The sequence below is a fragment of the Clostridioides sp. ES-S-0190-01 genome, from assembly GCF_020658275.1.
In the GTDB taxonomy this organism is placed as follows: Bacteria; Bacillota; Clostridia; order Peptostreptococcales; family Peptostreptococcaceae; genus Clostridioides.
This window is the reverse complement of sequence record NZ_JACVWA010000039.1, coordinates 165,394-181,857: the sequence shown is the minus strand read 5'-3', so window position 1 is coordinate 181,857 and position 16,464 is coordinate 165,394. Positions and strand designations below refer to the sequence as shown.

At 29.7% G+C, this 16,464-nt stretch carries 15 protein-coding genes; all 15 read left to right on the top strand.

The window, feature by feature from the left end; all coding sequences use genetic code 11:
* Window positions 1-11: 11 nt before the first annotated feature.
* On the top strand, window positions 12-392 hold the full coding sequence (rbfA, locus tag IC214_RS14760; protein WP_227434221.1) for a 30S ribosome-binding factor RbfA: 381 nt from the start codon (window positions 12-14) through the stop codon (window positions 390-392).
* A complete protein-coding gene (locus tag IC214_RS14755; RefSeq protein ID WP_227434222.1) occupies window positions 385-1,356 on the top strand; it encodes a DHH family phosphoesterase in 972 nt (323 codons plus the stop codon). Before rbfA ends, IC214_RS14755 begins: the two co-directional genes overlap by 8 nt.
* A gap of 12 nt (window positions 1,357-1,368) precedes the next feature.
* Window positions 1,369-2,274, top strand: coding sequence for a tRNA pseudouridine(55) synthase TruB (truB, locus tag IC214_RS14750; protein WP_227434223.1), 906 nt, complete (start codon window positions 1,369-1,371; stop codon window positions 2,272-2,274).
* 131 nt (window positions 2,275-2,405) lie between these two features.
* Window positions 2,406-3,335: a bifunctional riboflavin kinase/FAD synthetase gene (locus tag IC214_RS14745; RefSeq protein ID WP_227434224.1), complete on the top strand. Its 930-nt coding sequence runs from the start codon at window positions 2,406-2,408 to the stop codon at window positions 3,333-3,335.
* A 103-nt stretch (window positions 3,336-3,438) separates the two neighbouring features.
* Window positions 3,439-3,696 carry a 30S ribosomal protein S15 gene (rpsO, locus tag IC214_RS14740; protein ID WP_227434225.1) on the top strand — a complete coding sequence of 86 codons (258 nt, stop codon included), beginning with the start codon at window positions 3,439-3,441 and terminating at the stop codon, window positions 3,694-3,696.
* 238 nt (window positions 3,697-3,934) lie between these two features.
* A complete protein-coding gene (locus tag IC214_RS14735) occupies window positions 3,935-4,780 on the top strand; it encodes a DegV family protein (RefSeq protein ID WP_227860826.1) in 846 nt (281 codons plus the stop codon).
* A 124-nt stretch (window positions 4,781-4,904) separates the two neighbouring features.
* Window positions 4,905-7,016 carry a polyribonucleotide nucleotidyltransferase gene (gene pnp / locus IC214_RS14730; RefSeq protein ID WP_227823662.1) on the top strand — a complete coding sequence of 704 codons (2,112 nt, stop codon included), beginning with the start codon at window positions 4,905-4,907 and terminating at the stop codon, window positions 7,014-7,016.
* Window positions 7,017-7,173: 157 nt separating this feature from the next.
* Window positions 7,174-7,590 (top strand): MarR family transcriptional regulator, encoded by a 417-nt coding sequence (locus tag IC214_RS14725; RefSeq protein WP_227434330.1) that lies wholly within the window; start codon window positions 7,174-7,176, stop codon window positions 7,588-7,590.
* Between the two features lie 47 nt (window positions 7,591-7,637).
* The gene (locus IC214_RS14720; RefSeq protein WP_227482251.1) at window positions 7,638-9,038 is read left to right on the top strand and encodes an MDR family MFS transporter; all 1,401 of its coding nucleotides are present in this window, start codon (window positions 7,638-7,640) and stop codon (window positions 9,036-9,038) included.
* A gap of 384 nt (window positions 9,039-9,422) precedes the next feature.
* Complete coding sequence (locus IC214_RS14715; RefSeq protein WP_227855053.1) at window positions 9,423-10,166, top strand: polysaccharide deacetylase family protein; 744 nt, start codon at window positions 9,423-9,425, stop codon at window positions 10,164-10,166.
* Window positions 10,167-10,322: 156 nt separating this feature from the next.
* Window positions 10,323-11,570: a M16 family metallopeptidase gene (locus IC214_RS14710; protein WP_227851622.1), complete on the top strand. Its 1,248-nt coding sequence runs from the start codon at window positions 10,323-10,325 to the stop codon at window positions 11,568-11,570.
* Window positions 11,571-11,604: 34 nt separating this feature from the next.
* Window positions 11,605-11,850 carry a YlmC/YmxH family sporulation protein gene (locus tag IC214_RS14705; protein ID WP_003419503.1) on the top strand — a complete coding sequence of 82 codons (246 nt, stop codon included), beginning with the start codon at window positions 11,605-11,607 and terminating at the stop codon, window positions 11,848-11,850.
* 9 nt (window positions 11,851-11,859) lie between these two features.
* Complete coding sequence (gene dapG, locus IC214_RS14700; protein WP_227434231.1) at window positions 11,860-13,083, top strand: aspartate kinase; 1,224 nt, start codon at window positions 11,860-11,862, stop codon at window positions 13,081-13,083.
* 111 nt (window positions 13,084-13,194) lie between these two features.
* A complete protein-coding gene (locus IC214_RS14695) occupies window positions 13,195-13,929 on the top strand; it encodes a ClpP family protease (RefSeq protein ID WP_227434232.1) in 735 nt (244 codons plus the stop codon).
* A gap of 122 nt (window positions 13,930-14,051) precedes the next feature.
* Complete coding sequence (locus tag IC214_RS14690) at window positions 14,052-16,463, top strand: FtsK/SpoIIIE family DNA translocase (protein WP_227831207.1); 2,412 nt, start codon at window positions 14,052-14,054, stop codon at window positions 16,461-16,463.
* Window position 16,464 lies beyond the last annotated feature (1 nt).

Genomic DNA, 16,464 nt, shown 5'->3' with positions numbered 1-16,464 from the left:
AGGTCGATGGTATGGCATCATATAATAGAACAAGAAGAATTGCAGAAGAAATAAGAAAAGTAGTAAGCACTATGCTTATAAATGGAGTAAAAGACCCTAGAATAACATCTTTGGTAAGTGTAACTGATGTAGAAGTTACAAATGACCTAAGATATGCTTATGTATATGTAAGTATTCTAGGTGGAGATGAAGAATCCACATTAGCAGGACTTAAGAGTGCTGGAGGGTATATAAGAAGAGAAGTAGGAAAAAATATAAAGCTTAGATATATTCCTGAGATAATATTTAAACTTGATGATTCAATAGAAAAAGGAATGTATATGGATAGCCTTATAAAGAGAGTAAATGAAAAAAATACTCAAAAAAATGAGGATGAAAATTATGATGAATAATATTGATAGTATTATAAATTATATATATGAAGGTGACTATTTTATAGTTACCTCTCATATTAGTCCAGATGGAGATAATATTGGTTCCACACTTTCAATGTATTATACACTAAAAAATTTAGGGAAAAATGTATATTATGTACTTGATGATGAAGCTCCATTGAATTTAAAGTTTTTAGTTGAAGGTATAGAAATTTATAAGTCTCATGAATTTGATATAAATAAGTATTCTCTAATTGCACTTGACTGTGGAGATAAGATGAGAATATGTGTAAGTGATGAAATCAAAAATAATGCATCAAAAGTAATCTGTATTGACCATCATGCGAGTAATGATTCATATGGAGACTTAAACTATGTAGATATTGATGCATCTTCTACTTGTGAACTAGTGTATAATTTATTGGTTAGATTTCAAGAAATAAAAGACATTAAGATTATAAATAAAGACATAGCAACATGTTTATACACAGGTCTTGTAACTGATACTGGAAATTTTTCCTATTCAAATGTGCATGCAAGTAGTTTTGAAATGGCAAAGGATTTACTTATTTTGGGTGCAGAAAAAAACACTATAATACAAAATATATATCAAAGTAATTCTTCTGATTATTACAAATTATTAGGTGAAGCTTTGAAATCTTTGGAGATATTTGATTCAAAGGTATCTAGTATAATTTTAACTCAGGATATGATGAATAGGAATAACATGAGTTTCAATGATGTTGATGGTATAACAACATATACTAGAGATATAAAGGATATTGAAGTTGGAATTTTATTTAAAGAAAAAAAACAAGATGAAATTAAAGTGAGTTTTAGGTCAAAAAATTATGTTGATGTAAGTGAAATAGCTAAGGTATTTGGTGGCGGTGGTCACATAAGAGCTGCTGGATGCACTATCAAAGATAGTATTGATAATGCTAAAAAAATGGTATTAGAGGCAGTGTTAAAATCAATTTAAGGTGACAATAAAATGAATAAGATTATAAATATATTGAAGCCTACAGGTATGACGTCTCATGATGTTGTAAGTAGGGTAAGAAAGATTTTAAATATGAAAAAAGTTGGGCATACAGGTACTCTTGACCCAGATGCATCAGGTGTTTTACCAATATGTATAGGAAAAGCTACAAAAGTATGTGAACTTATTTTAAACAAAGATAAATCGTATATATGTGAACTTACTTTAGGTATAAGTACAGATACCTATGATTCATCTGGCGAAATTATAAAAAAAGTTGATGATTTTAAGTTAAGTAATGAAGATATAGAAAGAGCTTTTGATACGCAAAAAGGTGAAATAGATCAACTTCCTCCAATTTACTCAGCTTTAAAAGTAAATGGAAAGAGAATGTGTGATTTAGTAAGAAGTGGTAGAGGCTCTGAGATTACTTTAAAAACTAGAAGAATAAACATAAAAGATATAAAAATCCTTAGTATAAAAGGTAATAAAGTAATGTTTTATGTTGAATGTTCTAAAGGGACTTATGTGAGAAGCATTTGCCATGATATAGGAGAATATCTAGGGTGTGGAGGACATATGTCGTTTTTAAATAGAACATCTTCTGGAAAATTTAACTTGGAAAATTCGATAACGCTGGAAGAATTAGAATTATTTTATGCAAATGAAACTCTGGATAAACATTTATATGATATAGATTACGTATTGGATTCGTTTAATTATATTGTATTAAACCCTAATGCTATAAAATATTATAGTAATGGTGGTTCAATAGATGATAAGAGATTTTTAAAGAACAATCTCAGTAAAGATGATGAATTTGTAAGAGTATACAGTAAAGATAACTTCTTAGGATTAGGAAAATTATCAAAACATAATAATACAATAAGTGTTAAAAGTGATAAGATGTTTGTATAATCAATGTATTTGAAAAAACACCAAAAGAGATAGTACTATAATAACTTCTATAGTCTATCTCTTTTACTTATGCTATAATAGTTTGTGAATAAGTTAAGAGTAAATTATAATTTTAGCGGGGAAAATTTATTATGGTGATTATAAAATCTATAGCAGAAATAGCAAACATAAAAGAAAGTGTCATTACCATAGGGAATTTTGATGGCATACACAAAGGACATCAAGTTCTTATAAAAAAAGCAGTTGAATATGCAAAAAAAGAAAATATACAGAGTATTGTATTTACATTTGCAAATCATCCTGTAAACTACTTTAGACCAAACTCAACAAAAAATATTATAAGCAATGAGGACAAAATAAGATTATTGGAAGAATTGGGAATAGATATAGTTGTAATCATACCATTTGATGAGTATATGACCAAAATACCTGCAAAGGATTTTGTAGAGGAGATACTAGTAAAAAAATTAAAAGCTAAAAAAATAGTAATTGGACATGACTTTACGTTTGCCAGAGCGAAGGAAGGTAATGTCAATCTATTAAAAAGCTTAGAAGATGAATTTGGTTTTGAGGTGGAAGTAATAAAACCAATCAAAATAAATGATGTAAGAGTGAGTAGTACTTATATTAGAAGTTTAGTATCCCAAGGTGATATGACTAATGTCAAAGAGTATTTAGGTCGTAATTACAAGTTGGAAGGCTGTGTTATACATTCTAAACACCTTGGAAGAACTATTGGATTCCCAACAGCAAATATTGACCTTAAGAATAATATGCTCATTCCAAAGAGAGGTATCTATGCTTCTATTGTACATATTGGAGATGAGGTTTATTTTGGTGCTACAAATGTAGGTTACAACCCAACGGTTAATGGAAAATCTTTGTCTATTGAAACAAATATTTTAGAATTTGACAGAGATATTTATGGTGAAAATATAATTGTTGAATTTTTGGAAAGAATAAGGGATGAGAGAAAATTTAATTCAATAGATGACTTAAAAAATCAATTGTCTAATGACATAAACTATGTATATGAAAACTATGTTTGCAAAAACAGGTAATGTATGATAAAATGATTAAGGAAAATAACCATTACTCAGCTTTTGAATACTCCAATCAATGCTTAGTAATAGGCGTTTCTAAAAAAATACGGAGGTAATCTAAATGATAAACAAAACAGAAATAATCAAAGAATATGGAAGAGTTGAAGGAGATACTGGTTCTCCAGAAGTACAAATAGCTTTATTAACAGCTAGAATAAATGATCTAAATGGACATTTAAAAACTCATAAGAAAGACCACCATTCAAGAAGAGGACTATTAAAAATGGTTGGTAGAAGAAGAAACTTATTAGCTTACTTAAAAGAAAAAGATCTTGAAGGATATAGAGCATTAATAGCTAAATTAGGATTAAGAAAGTAATTTCATTCTTTATAAAAAAGCAGGTATAGTGTATACCTGCTTTTTTATAGTTAATTTATTATAGAGTAAAATAGTTAATAATAAAAGTAATTTATACATTATAAAAAATTATAAAATGAATAATATTGGGTAAGAATATAAGGTAATATATAAATACATAAGCAATTAAAAAGGAAAGACAAGATAAATATAGAAACTTTATACTATAATATTTAGTTAGAATAAGGAGGAAATTATTTTGAAAATAAAGTTAGTATGTGATAGTTTGTGCGATATTCCAGATGAAATATCAAAGAAAGATTATATAGAAATAGTTCCACTTACAGTTATTTTTAATGATAGAGAATACATAGAAGGAGTGGATATAGATAAAGAAGAGTTTTACAAGAAAGTAAAAGAAATAAAACAAATACCTAAGACTTCACAAGCTACATATATGGAGTTTAAAGAAGTATTTGATAAGTTTATAGAAGAGGGATATCATATAATCTGTTTAACAGGTGCATCAAATGCCTCAGGAACTTTTCAAAGTGCTGTAATAGCTAAGAATGATATGAATGAAAAAGAAAAAATACATATATTTGATACTCGAAACTTATCACTTGGTAGTGGGCAATATGTTATAAAAGCCTGTGAACTTGTTGAAGAAGGTTTGGGGTTTGAAGAAATAATAAATGAGTTAGAAAACATTCGTAGCAGTATAAGATTACTTTTTGCTCCATATACCCTTGATTTCTTAAAACAAAGTGGAAGGGTTCCAGTAGCAACTGCTTTAATAGGAAATATGTTGAATATAAAACCTATATTTTTCTTTGATAATGGGGAAGCTAAGTTGGTAAACAAGGTCAGAGGAGTAAAAAATATAGCAAGTAAACTAGTAGATATAATTTTAGAAATGAATGAAGGGTCTTTAGAAGGGAAAATAGTAACAATAGGCTGTGGAGATAATCTACATGATTGTAAAATATTAAAAGAAGAAGTAAATAAAAGAATAAAAGCAAGAAGAGTCTTGTTTACTAGAGGTGGAGTTTCTATTTGCTCTCATACAGGGCCAGATATATTAGCTATAAGTTGTTCTAATTAGCAGGAATATAAGCTTCTTGCATATATAGGCAAAGATAATTTTTATATTGTTAATTTATAGTATTTTTGATAATATAGTAAATAGAGTGATATACGTGTTTTTAATAAGAGGAGGACAAGCATTAATGTTTGAACATAAAATATTTAAAATGGATTTCGCAGGGAGAGAACTTTCTGTAGAAATAGGAAAAATTTGTGAAATGACTAACGGTAGCTGTATAGTTAGATACAGCGACAGTATGGTAATGGTAAATACAACTAAGTCAGCTAAGCCTAGAGACGGAATAGACTTTTTCCCTTTAAGTGTAGATTATGAAGAAAAATTATACTCTGTAGGTAAAATACCTGGAGGTTTTTTAAAGAGAGAAGGTAAGCCTTCAGAAAAAGCGATACTTACATCAAGATTGATAGATAGACCAATAAGACCATTATTTCCAAAAGGATTTAGAAATGATGTTCAGGTAGTTGCAACAGTTTTATCAGTAGATCAAGATTGCACACCAGATATAGTAGCAATGATAGGTTCATCTATAGCACTTTCTATATCAGATATACCATTTAATGGTCCAACAGGTTCAGTATGTGTTGGTCTTGTAGATGGTGCATTTGTTGTAAATCCAAATGCAGAGCAAAGAGAGAAAAGTTCAATGCATCTAGTTGTTTCAGGTACAAAAGAAGCAATAATGATGGTTGAAGCTGGAGCAGATGAAGTTCCAGATGATATAATGCTTGATGCTATTTTATTCGCTCATCAAGAAATAAAAAAAGTGGTTGAATTTATAGATGGTATAGTTGCAGAAGTTGGAAAAGAAAAAATTGTTGTTGAATTATACCATGCAGGAGAAGAAATAACTCAATTGGTTCGTGAATTTGCAACTGCTAAGATGAAGGACGCAGTTCAAACTTTTGAAAAACTAGAAAGAATGGAAAAGATGGATAGAGTTAAAGAAGAAACTCTAGCTCATTTTGAAGAAACTATTGAAAATTTTGAAGAACTTATTGGTGATATAGAGGAAGTATTACAAGATATAATAAAAGAAGAAGTAAGAAAACTTATAGTGCATGAAAATGTAAGACCAGATAATAGAAAATTAGAAGAAATCAGACCTATATGGTGTGAAACTGGTATGATACCTAGAGCTCATGGTTCAGCTATATTTACTAGAGGACAAACTCAAGTACTTAATGTAGCTACTTTAGGTGCTTTAGGAGATGTTCAAAAGTTAGATGGATTAGATGAAGAAGAAAACAAGAGATATATGCATCACTACAATTTCCCATCATATAGTGTTGGAGAAGCTAGACCATCAAGAGGTCCAGGTAGAAGAGAAATAGGGCATGGTGCTTTAGCTGAGAGAGCTTTACTACCAGTGATACCATCTCAAGAAGACTTCCCTTATGCTATTAGATTAGTTTCTGAAGTATTGAGTTCAAATGGTTCTACATCTCAAGCGAGTGTATGTGGCTCAACATTATCTCTGCTTGATGCAGGTGTACCTATAAGAGACATGGTTGCAGGTATAGCAATGGGACTTATAAAGCATGATGGTAAAGTAGCAGTGCTTTCAGATATACAAGGTATGGAAGACCACTTAGGAGACATGGACTTTAAAGTGGCTGGAACAGAGCATGGTATAACTGCGATACAAATGGATATAAAAATAGATGGTATAGATAAAGAAGTTCTACAACGTGCTTTAAAACAAGCTAAGGAAGGTAGAATCCATATACTAGGAGAAATGAGAAAAACTATATCTCAACCAAAACCAGAGCTTTCACCATATGCACCTAAGATTGTTAAAATGCAAATAAATCCTGACAAAATAAAAGATGTAATAGGACCTGGTGGAAAAATAATAACTAAGATAATAGATGAAACTGGAGTTAAGATAGATATTGAACAAACTGGAGAAGTATTCATATCAGGTATTGAAATTGATATGATTAATAGAGCTCAAGAACTTATAAATAATATAGTTATTGAACCAGAAGTAGGAAAAACTTATAAAGGTAAAGTAAGTAGAATAATGAATTTTGGAGCATTTATTGAAATACTTCCAGGAAAAGAAGGATTACTTCATATATCTCATATAGCTCATGAAAGAGTTGCTAAGGTTGAAGATGTATTAAATATAGGAGATGAAGTTGAAGTTAAAGTTACAGAAATAGATGAAAAAGGAAGAGTTAATTTATCCAGAAAAGTTCTTTTACCAAAACCAGAGCATAAAAATAAATAATATATTAAATAATTAAAGGCAAAATCCTAGGGTTTTGCTTTTTTTTATTGCTAATATGATAATGACTATTAAATATCGTGTTAATATTGATTTTATTTACAACATATGGTAAATTACTAATAGTATTAGCAATTAAGGAGGTGATAATGTGGACTATATGAAATTAGCACTTGAACTTGGAAAGGTTAAGACGTTGATGGTAAAAATACCGCATAAAGATAAAATTGCAGATATACAAAGTGGTGAAAAATTTGTATTGGGTTATTTATCTAAAAATAATAAAAAAGTAAATCCAAAAGAAATAAGTAGTACTATGAATGTTAGTACTGCTAGAATGTCTGCTATTCTTAATCAATTAGAATCAAAGGAAATGATTGAACGCTGTGTTGACCCACAAAATGGTAGACAGACACTAGTTCAATTAATGCCTAAGGGAATACAACAGCAGAAAATAAATGAAAAAGAATTTTTAGAGTATACAGTTGAATTTTTAAAAGCACTAGGTCCAGAAGATGCTATTGCTTACATACGTATTCAAAAAAAGATTATAAAGTTTTTTGAAGATAAAAAATAGAGATATTTCTTAAGTGTTGCTAATAAAAACAGAAAGAAGGTAAAGACATGAGTTTAAATAAGCAATCTAGAAATATGATTTTTGCTGTACTATTGATTGGTTCTATAGTTGGCTCATTACTTCAGACATCTCTTACTACTGCATTGCCAGTTATGATGGGGGATTTAAATATATCAGCCACAACAGCTCAATGGCTTACTAGTGCATATACGCTTGCTATGGGAATTATGGTTCCTGCCACTGCATTTTTGATTAGGAGATTTCCAACAAAACCACTTTTCATTAGTGCTATGAGTCTTTTTGCTGTAGGATTGTTGCTTTCTGCTAGTGCATCTTCATTTACACCCCTTTTGTTTGGGCGTATATTGCAAGCAATGGGGAATGGAGTGTTGCTATCCATGACACAAGTAATAATTTTAACAATTTATCCTGCAGAGCAAATGGGCTCTATAATGGGTATATATGGTTTGGCTGCTGGTGCTGCTCCAATATTTGCTCCAACTCTAGCAGGAATTGTCATTGATATTTTTAATTGGCAAGCTATTTTTTGGTTTTCTTTAGTTATAAGTATTATTGATATTATTATAGCATCTAGAGTGTTACAAAATGTAATAGAGACAAAAAAACAATCATTTGATACGTTTTCTATGATTTTATGTGCAGTAGGATTTAGTGGTCTTTTACTTGGGCTTGGGAATATTGGGACAACTGAGTTTTTTAGTATAAATATTGCTTTACCATTATTTGTAGGGATAGTATCAATTATAGTATTTTCTTTACGTCAGATTCACTCAAAAGAGCCATTTCTAGAACTTCGTATTCTTAAAAATAAAAGTTATAGGCTTGCTGTAATTATAAGTATGCTTTTATATGTTGTAATGATGGCAGGATCCACTTTAATTCCAATATATATCCAGACAGTAAGAGGATTTTCAGCAACTAAGTGTGGTCTCATTATGATGCCAGGTTCTCTTGTAATGGCACTTATAAGTCCTTTTGCAGGTAGATTTTATGATAGGTTTGGAATACGAAAGCTAGTTGTATGTGGAAGTATATTCTTGGCAATAAGTTGTCTTGGTGTATCTTTTGTAGGAGAAGATACTTCAGTATTGTATATCTCTGCTTTTTATATTATACGTCTGATAGCTATTGGATTAATTATGATGCCTATTGTTACCTGGGGAATGAGTGTGCTTGGTGAAAAAAATATTGCTCACGGAACAGCATTACTTACTTCATTGCGTACAATAGCTGGTGCTATTGGCTCAGCAGTTTTTGTTGCAGTAATGACAACTGCTACAGTAACATCACGAGGTATGACAAATGCTACAGCAAATGTATTTGGAATGGATGTTGCATTTATTTGTATTTCAATTGTTGCAGTAGTTCAGCTTTTAGTGGCTTTCTTTTTTATAGAAAGAAAAAGTTTAAAGAAATCAACAAACTAAAGCTGATTTGTAGATTTTAAAAGCACAATTACATAAACATGTTCTAGTTATTATAATAAATTTTCAAGTATGAAATTAAACTTTTGAATATGAAATTAAAAGCCTATGTTACTTTTGCTAACAGAGGCTTTTTATATAAAATGTATTATGTACTCTTATATTAAAGGTAATGGAAGGAAGTACTATAGGAAATTCTAAAATAATAGGAAAAATAAATAGCTAATTTAAAATTTTTTTAATAATAGAGGTTTAGTTAAGAGATTTTTAAGATAATTTTTTATTGATATACAGAGAAAGGTTTATGTTATATTTAGTGCATAAATAGAGCTTTCCTTTAATAGTATTAAATAAGAAACAATTTGTACATAATTAGGGGGAGTTTTAATGATAATGATGGTACTTAATAAGAGTAAGCTCAAAAAAATTATAATACTAATTTTAGTGATATTATTAGGATTGTCAGGAGGGGTAATGGTATTAAAATTGTTTAACAATAAGCCCGTTTTCAACTTATTTAATGGAGTAGATTTACCATATGAGAGAGGCACAAAAGATAAAAGTGGCTACGTTGCATTAACATGCAACGTAGACCTTGGATGGGAAACAGAGTACATAGAATCTATTTTGGAAACTCTCAAAAAAGAGAATGTAAAAATTACTTTTAATGTAACTGGGAAGTGGGCAGAAAAAAACAAAGATGAACTATTGAAGATAAAGAAACAAGGACATGAAATAGGAAATCATGGATACAAACACTTAGATTATTCGACACTATCATATGAAGATAACTATAAACAAATAGAAACCTCTAAAAAGATAATTGAAGAAATTATAAATGAAAAGACTAAGTTTTTTCAAGCTCCAGCAGGTTCTTTTGGAGCAGAAACAGTGAAGGCAGCTAAAGAATTAGGATATACTTCAATTAAATGGGATGCTGATACTATAGACTGGAAATATAAAGATCAACCAGAAATAATTATAGATAGAATGAAGAAAAAAGATATTAAAGATAGTAGTATAATCTTAATGCATCCAACTGATGCAACGACAAAATGTATTGATGATATTATAGCAATTGTAAGAGAAAAAGGATTAAAACCAGGTAAACTTAGTGATGTATTTAAGTAGACAAAGTATAAAAATTTGATTAAGATTGTATAAGTTGTAGTTGAATTAATTAAAAGACTGACTTATAATGTAATACATATAAAAATAAATAGAATTAGAACATAGTGTTTTCAATAATCCAATGTAAAATAAAGAATAAATTTTTAGGAGAATGTAATGTATAAGACAAAAATACTGGAAAATGGGCTTACAATAATTGGTGAAGAAATACCATATCTAAAGTCAATAACATTAGGTATTTGGATAAATGCAGGGTCTAGAATAGAAGAAGAAGAGGTAAGTGGAACTTCTCATTTTATAGAACATATGATGTTTAAAGGAACCAAAAATAGAACCTCAAAAGAGATTGCTAGCACAATTGACAATTTAGGTGGGCAAATCAATGCATTTACAAGTAAAGAATGTACATGTTATTATGTAAAATTAATAGATGAGCATATAGATACAGGAATAGATGTATTAAGTGATATGATACTAAATTCTAGATTTGATAAAAATGATATAGATAAGGAAAGACTTATAATACTGGAGGAACTTAAGATGTATGAAGATTCTCCAGACGATTTATCTTATGATTTATTAGTCGAAAATATATATGCTAATGATGGTTTAGGGATGAATATAATTGGGACAAAAGATTCTCTATACAATATAACTAAGGAATCTATGTTAGAGTACTTAAACAAATATTATATTCCAAATAATGCAGTCATTTCTATAGTTGGAAACTTTGACTTTGATGATATGGTAGATAAACTTAAATCTAAATTTGGAAACTGGAAAAAGAGAAATTTAAATATAGACGTAACTGAGGCTACGTTTAATCCTTGTTTTATATCAAAAAATAAAGATACTGAACAGGTAAATTTGGCTATGTGTTTAAAAGGTATTCCATTTGAAAATGATGATGAAGTTTATTCAATGGCAGTGGTAAACAATATTTTTGGTGGAAGTATAAGCTCAAGACTTTTTCAGAAGATAAGGGAGGAAAAAGGGTTAGTATATTCAATATATTCATCACAAACACTATACAGAAAATGTGGTGAATTGGGTATATTTGCAAGTATGAGTACAGAAAATTTACAAGATGTTTATAATTTAATAAAAGAAGAAATTGAAAATATAAGAAAAAATTATCTTACAGAAAAAGAAATATTTGAAAGTAAGGAGCAACTAAAAGGTAATTATATATTGGATTTAGAAAGTACTAGCAGTAGAATGATGTCTACTGGTAAATCTATGTTATTGAGTAAAAAAGTAAAAACTACAGATGAAATACTTGAATGTATAAATAATGTTGATGTTAATTCAGTAAAAAAAGTTGTTGATAAGGTATTCAATATAGAAAATATTGGTACATGTATAGTGGGAAGAGATGTAGAAGATATTCTGCACTTGGATTAATATCTTAAAAAGTAAATCTCTGGAGGTATAAAATATGAATTTATCTGAAATAGCAGGTAAGGAAATAGTTAACTTAGTCACAGGAGAAAGATTAGGAGTTATTGGAGAGTGTGACCTTATACTAGATGAAACTACAGGCGGGATATTGGCGCTTTTAATTCCAAAAGAAAAAGGCTTTTTTGCCAGAAGAAAAGATAAGTCATTTTTAGAAGTTCCATGGAGAAATGTAAAAAAAATAGGCAATGATATGATAATTATAGAATATGAGGGATATATTTAGGAGGAAAAAATGAGTATTTTAGTGCAAAAGTTTGGTGGGACATCAGTAGAATCATATGAAAAAATGAATGAAGTATGTAAAATAGTAAAAGCATACAGAGATAATGATGAAGAGTTACAATTAGTATTAGTAGTTTCAGCAATGGGTAGAAAGGGCGCTCCATATGCCACAGATACACTTATAAATCTGTGTAATTCAGTAAATGATGAACCAAATAAAAGAGAACTTGATTTAATAATGTCTTGTGGTGAAATAATATCAGGGACAGTTCTTGCTAATTTATTAAATGCAAAAGGTATAGAATCTGTTTTCTTTACTGGTCAACAAGCAGGTATAATTACAAGTGATGAGTATTCTAATGCAAAAATAAAATATATAAACCCTAAAAAGGTAAAAAGAGCATTAGATGATGGTAAAGTTGTTGTTATAGCTGGATTTCAAGGTGTAACAGATGATGGTGAAGTAACGACTCTTGGAAGAGGTGGAAGTGATACATCAGCAGTTGCTATTGGTAAATCTTTAGAATGTGAGACAGTTGAAATTTACACTGATGTAGATGGTATAATGACTGCAGACCCTAGAGTAGAACCAAATGCTAAAGTATTGAGTTTTATAGATTATGAAGAAGTATTTCAAATGGCAGATAAAGGAGCTAAGGTAATACATCCAAGAGCAGTACAGTTGGCTAAAAGTGGAAATATAACTCTAGCAATAAAAAATACAATGAATCCAACTTTTGAAGGTACAAAAATAGGTTCTTTATGTAAGCATTTAGAACAAAATATAGAATATGAACAAGAAAAAGACCTTAAAGTTGCTGTTGCAAATAAAGATAGTGTTGCTCAAGTTAAGATTAAATCAGCAGAAGAAGTGTTTACAGAAGTATTAAATGAAATAGAAAAGAAACTTATAAATATAGATATGATAAATTTCTTTATATCAGAAAAAGCCTTTGTTATTGAAGATGCTGATATAAAAGAATTAAAAGAAATACTGGATAAATTTGAATTAGATTATGAAGTAAATAGAGATTGTGCTAAAGTAACATTGATATGTTCAAGAATAGCTGATGAAATGTCTGGTATCATGTCAAAAGTAGTTAGAGGGTTATCAAAAGCAGGAGTATCTCTTTTACAAACATCAGATTCAAATATGACTATATCTTGTTTAGTTAGTGAAGAAGATATGCATACAGCAGTACATGCAATACACCAACAATTTTATGTAAAATAAGAATCGTAATACAATTACTTTTATTCAAAATTTAATAATTTTGCTTATATCTTAATATATTTGATTTATTTGGTAAAACTAAGTTAAATATATTTTGATAGGAGTTTTTTTATGAAAGATTATAAAGATGATAATGAAACATTTGATAAAGATAATTGTAGAAGAGATTCTAGCTGTGAGGAAAGAGAATGTATAAAACAATTTGGCACTAGTGAGATGCCTCCTCAGCCTCCTAAAGATACCCAATGTATAACTATAATTGGAGAAATTGAAGGTCATTTTATAGGAAATCCTCAGAAAAAAGCTACGAAGTATGAACATATAATTCCAATGCTTTATTCAATTGAAGAAAGTAATGATGTTAAAGGAGTACTAGTTGTTTTAAATACTGTTGGAGGAGATATTGAGGCAGGTCTAGCTATTGCAGAACTTTTAAATAGTACATCCAAAAAAGTAGTTACTCTTGTATTAGGGGGAAGTCATAGTATAGGTGTTCCTCTTGCTACTGCTGGTGATTACTCATTTATAGCTCCAACTGCAACAATGATTATACATCCTGTAAGAACAACTGGACTTGTAATAGGTATAAATGAAACTTTCGAGTATTTTAAAAAGATGCAAGAGAGAATAATTCAATTTATCATAAGAACATCTAATATCGAAAGAGATATACTTGATAAACTTATGCATGAGAAAGATGAGCTTATAAGTGATGTGGGTAGTGTTCTAATAGGAAAAGAAGCTGTAGATTATGGGCTTATAGATGAAGTTGGTGGATTAAAAGATGCTATTAAAAAATTAAAAGAGCTTATAAAAGAGTCAGAGGAAGAAAAAAATAATGATTAAAATTTGTTTAAATAATAAAATTTATGATATAATGATGTAATAAAGTAGGAGTGTTAGTGTTAAGGCATTAGCACTTTTTGCTATGAAGGGGTAAAACTTGCTAAAAATAAGGAGTGATATTAATGGCCACGAAAAAGAAGAAAAAAAAGAAGGTAAATACCTTAAGCTTTAATGCAGAATATCATAATTTGATAACCATATTTATAGGTGTATTTTTATTATATAGTTTAAATTCTAATTCTATGGGATGGATACCTGTGATAATGCAAAATCTCTTTAAAGGATTATTTGGAGGACTTTCCATAGCAATACCATTTATAGTAATTATAACAGGACTTCTAGGATTTTTTGATGGAAATGAATATATATATAGACTGAGAAAGACTAAATTATACTACATAATTATTTTATTTATTTTTGTATTTTATGGATTGTTAAATGCAGGAACTCTTCCTGTAGATAGCCCACTAAAAGGTAATATGTTTGATGATGTTATGAAATTGGGTGTAAGTGGACAAGGTAGTGGTTTAATAGCAACAACCATTGCGTATTATATGAGTAAAATATTTGGTATAGCAGGTGGATGGCTAATAAGTATATTTGCTCTTATACTTTCTATAATGTTTATATTTAATATTTCTATAAAAGACTTGGTATCAAATGCAAAGTCAAAATCTAAAGCATCAAAAGACAGTAATTTAACTTTTAAAGATAAAATTGCAAATATGAAAAAATCTGCAATAGATATGATAACTGATGAAGTAGATGATACTACTGTAAACAAGAAGCCTGGATTTTTTAAAGGGCTAATGTCAAAAGGTCGTGACAATGAAGATGAAGAAGATGAATATTTAGAAGAAGAAAATGGTGATGGTGTAGACGATAAAACTATTAAAATAGTTGGTTTTAACAAGGCAGAAGATGAATATTTAGAAATATTAGAAGGAACTCAAAGTATGCCAGAACTAGATGTTTTAAAAGAGTTACAGAAAGCTACAAATGAAAATTCAGTTGTAGAGACTAAACCAGAAAAGAAAGTTGATATAAGCAAATCTAATTTAGCTGTAGAAAAAACTCAACCAATAAGCATTGTATCAGAGTCAAATAATGAAGACTATTCAAATTATAAAAAACCTGGTGTTGAACTTTTAAATAAAGTAAATAAAAAATCTGATGAAAATGGCAAAAAGAAGGTTTTAAAAAATGCCTCTCTTTTAGAAAAGACACTTTCAGATTTTGGAGTGGAAGCAAAGATTAATCAAGTTACAGTTGGTCCGACTATAACAAGATATGAGATACAACCAAGTCCAGGGGTTAAAGTAAGTAAAATTGTAAACTTAACTGATGATATAGCTTTGAGTTTAGCAGCTAAAAGTATAAGAATTGAAGCACCAATCCCTGGGAAAAGTGCAATTGGAATAGAGGTTCCAAATGAGGAAGCTCAAATGGTTGGAGTAAGAGAAGTTCTAGAAAGTGAAGAGTTTAATAATTTTGATTCACCTCTTGCAATGGGACTTGGAAAAGATGTAGCAGGTAAAATTATAATTGGAGATATAGGTAAGATGCCACATTTACTTATAGCTGGTTCTACAGGTTCAGGAAAGAGTGTCTGTGTAAACACTTTGATAAGTAGTATATTATATAAGGCAAACCCTGATGAAGTAAAATTACTTTTAATAGACCCAAAGGTAGTTGAACTTGCAAATTATAATGGAATACCACATCTTCTGATACCTGTAGTTACAGACCCTAAAAAAGCTGCTAATGCTTTAAACTGGGCAGTGACAGAAATGAATAGAAGATATAAATTATTTGCAGATGCTCAAGTAAAAGATGTAACAAGTTATAATGAAAAATCAGAGGAAAAATTACCTAAAATAGTAATAATAATAGATGAGTTAGCAGATTTAATGATGGCAAGCGCAAATGATGTAGAAGATTATATTTGTAGACTAGCTCAGATGGCCAGAGCTGCTGGAATGCACTTGATTGTAGCTACACAAAGACCATCTGTTGATGTCATAACGGGTGTTATAAAAGCTAATATACCATCTAGAATAGCATTTGCAGTGTCATCTCAAACTGATTCAAGAACAATACTTGATATGGGTGGAGCAGAGAAACTTTTAGGTAAAGGTGATATGCTATTTTACCCACTTGGAGCGGCAAAACCAGTTAGACTTCAAGGTGCATTTATATCAGAAAGTGAGTCAGAAAGAGTAATTGATTTTGTAAAAGACCAAGTTAAGGATGGAATAAAGTATGAGGAAGATATAATTGAAACTATATCTAAAGTTAACACATCAAAATCTAGTGATGAGGATGAATTTTTAAGTGAGGCAATAGAATTTGTTGTAGATAGTGGTCAAGCATCTGCTTCTATGTTGCAAAGAAGATTTAAAATAGGATTTAATAGAGCGGCTAGACTTATTGACTCTATGGAAGAAAGAGGTATAATTGGAGCTAGCGAGGGAAGCAAACCGAGAAAGGTACTAATAAGCAAACAAGATTTGCAGAATTTAGAAGGTGAATAGA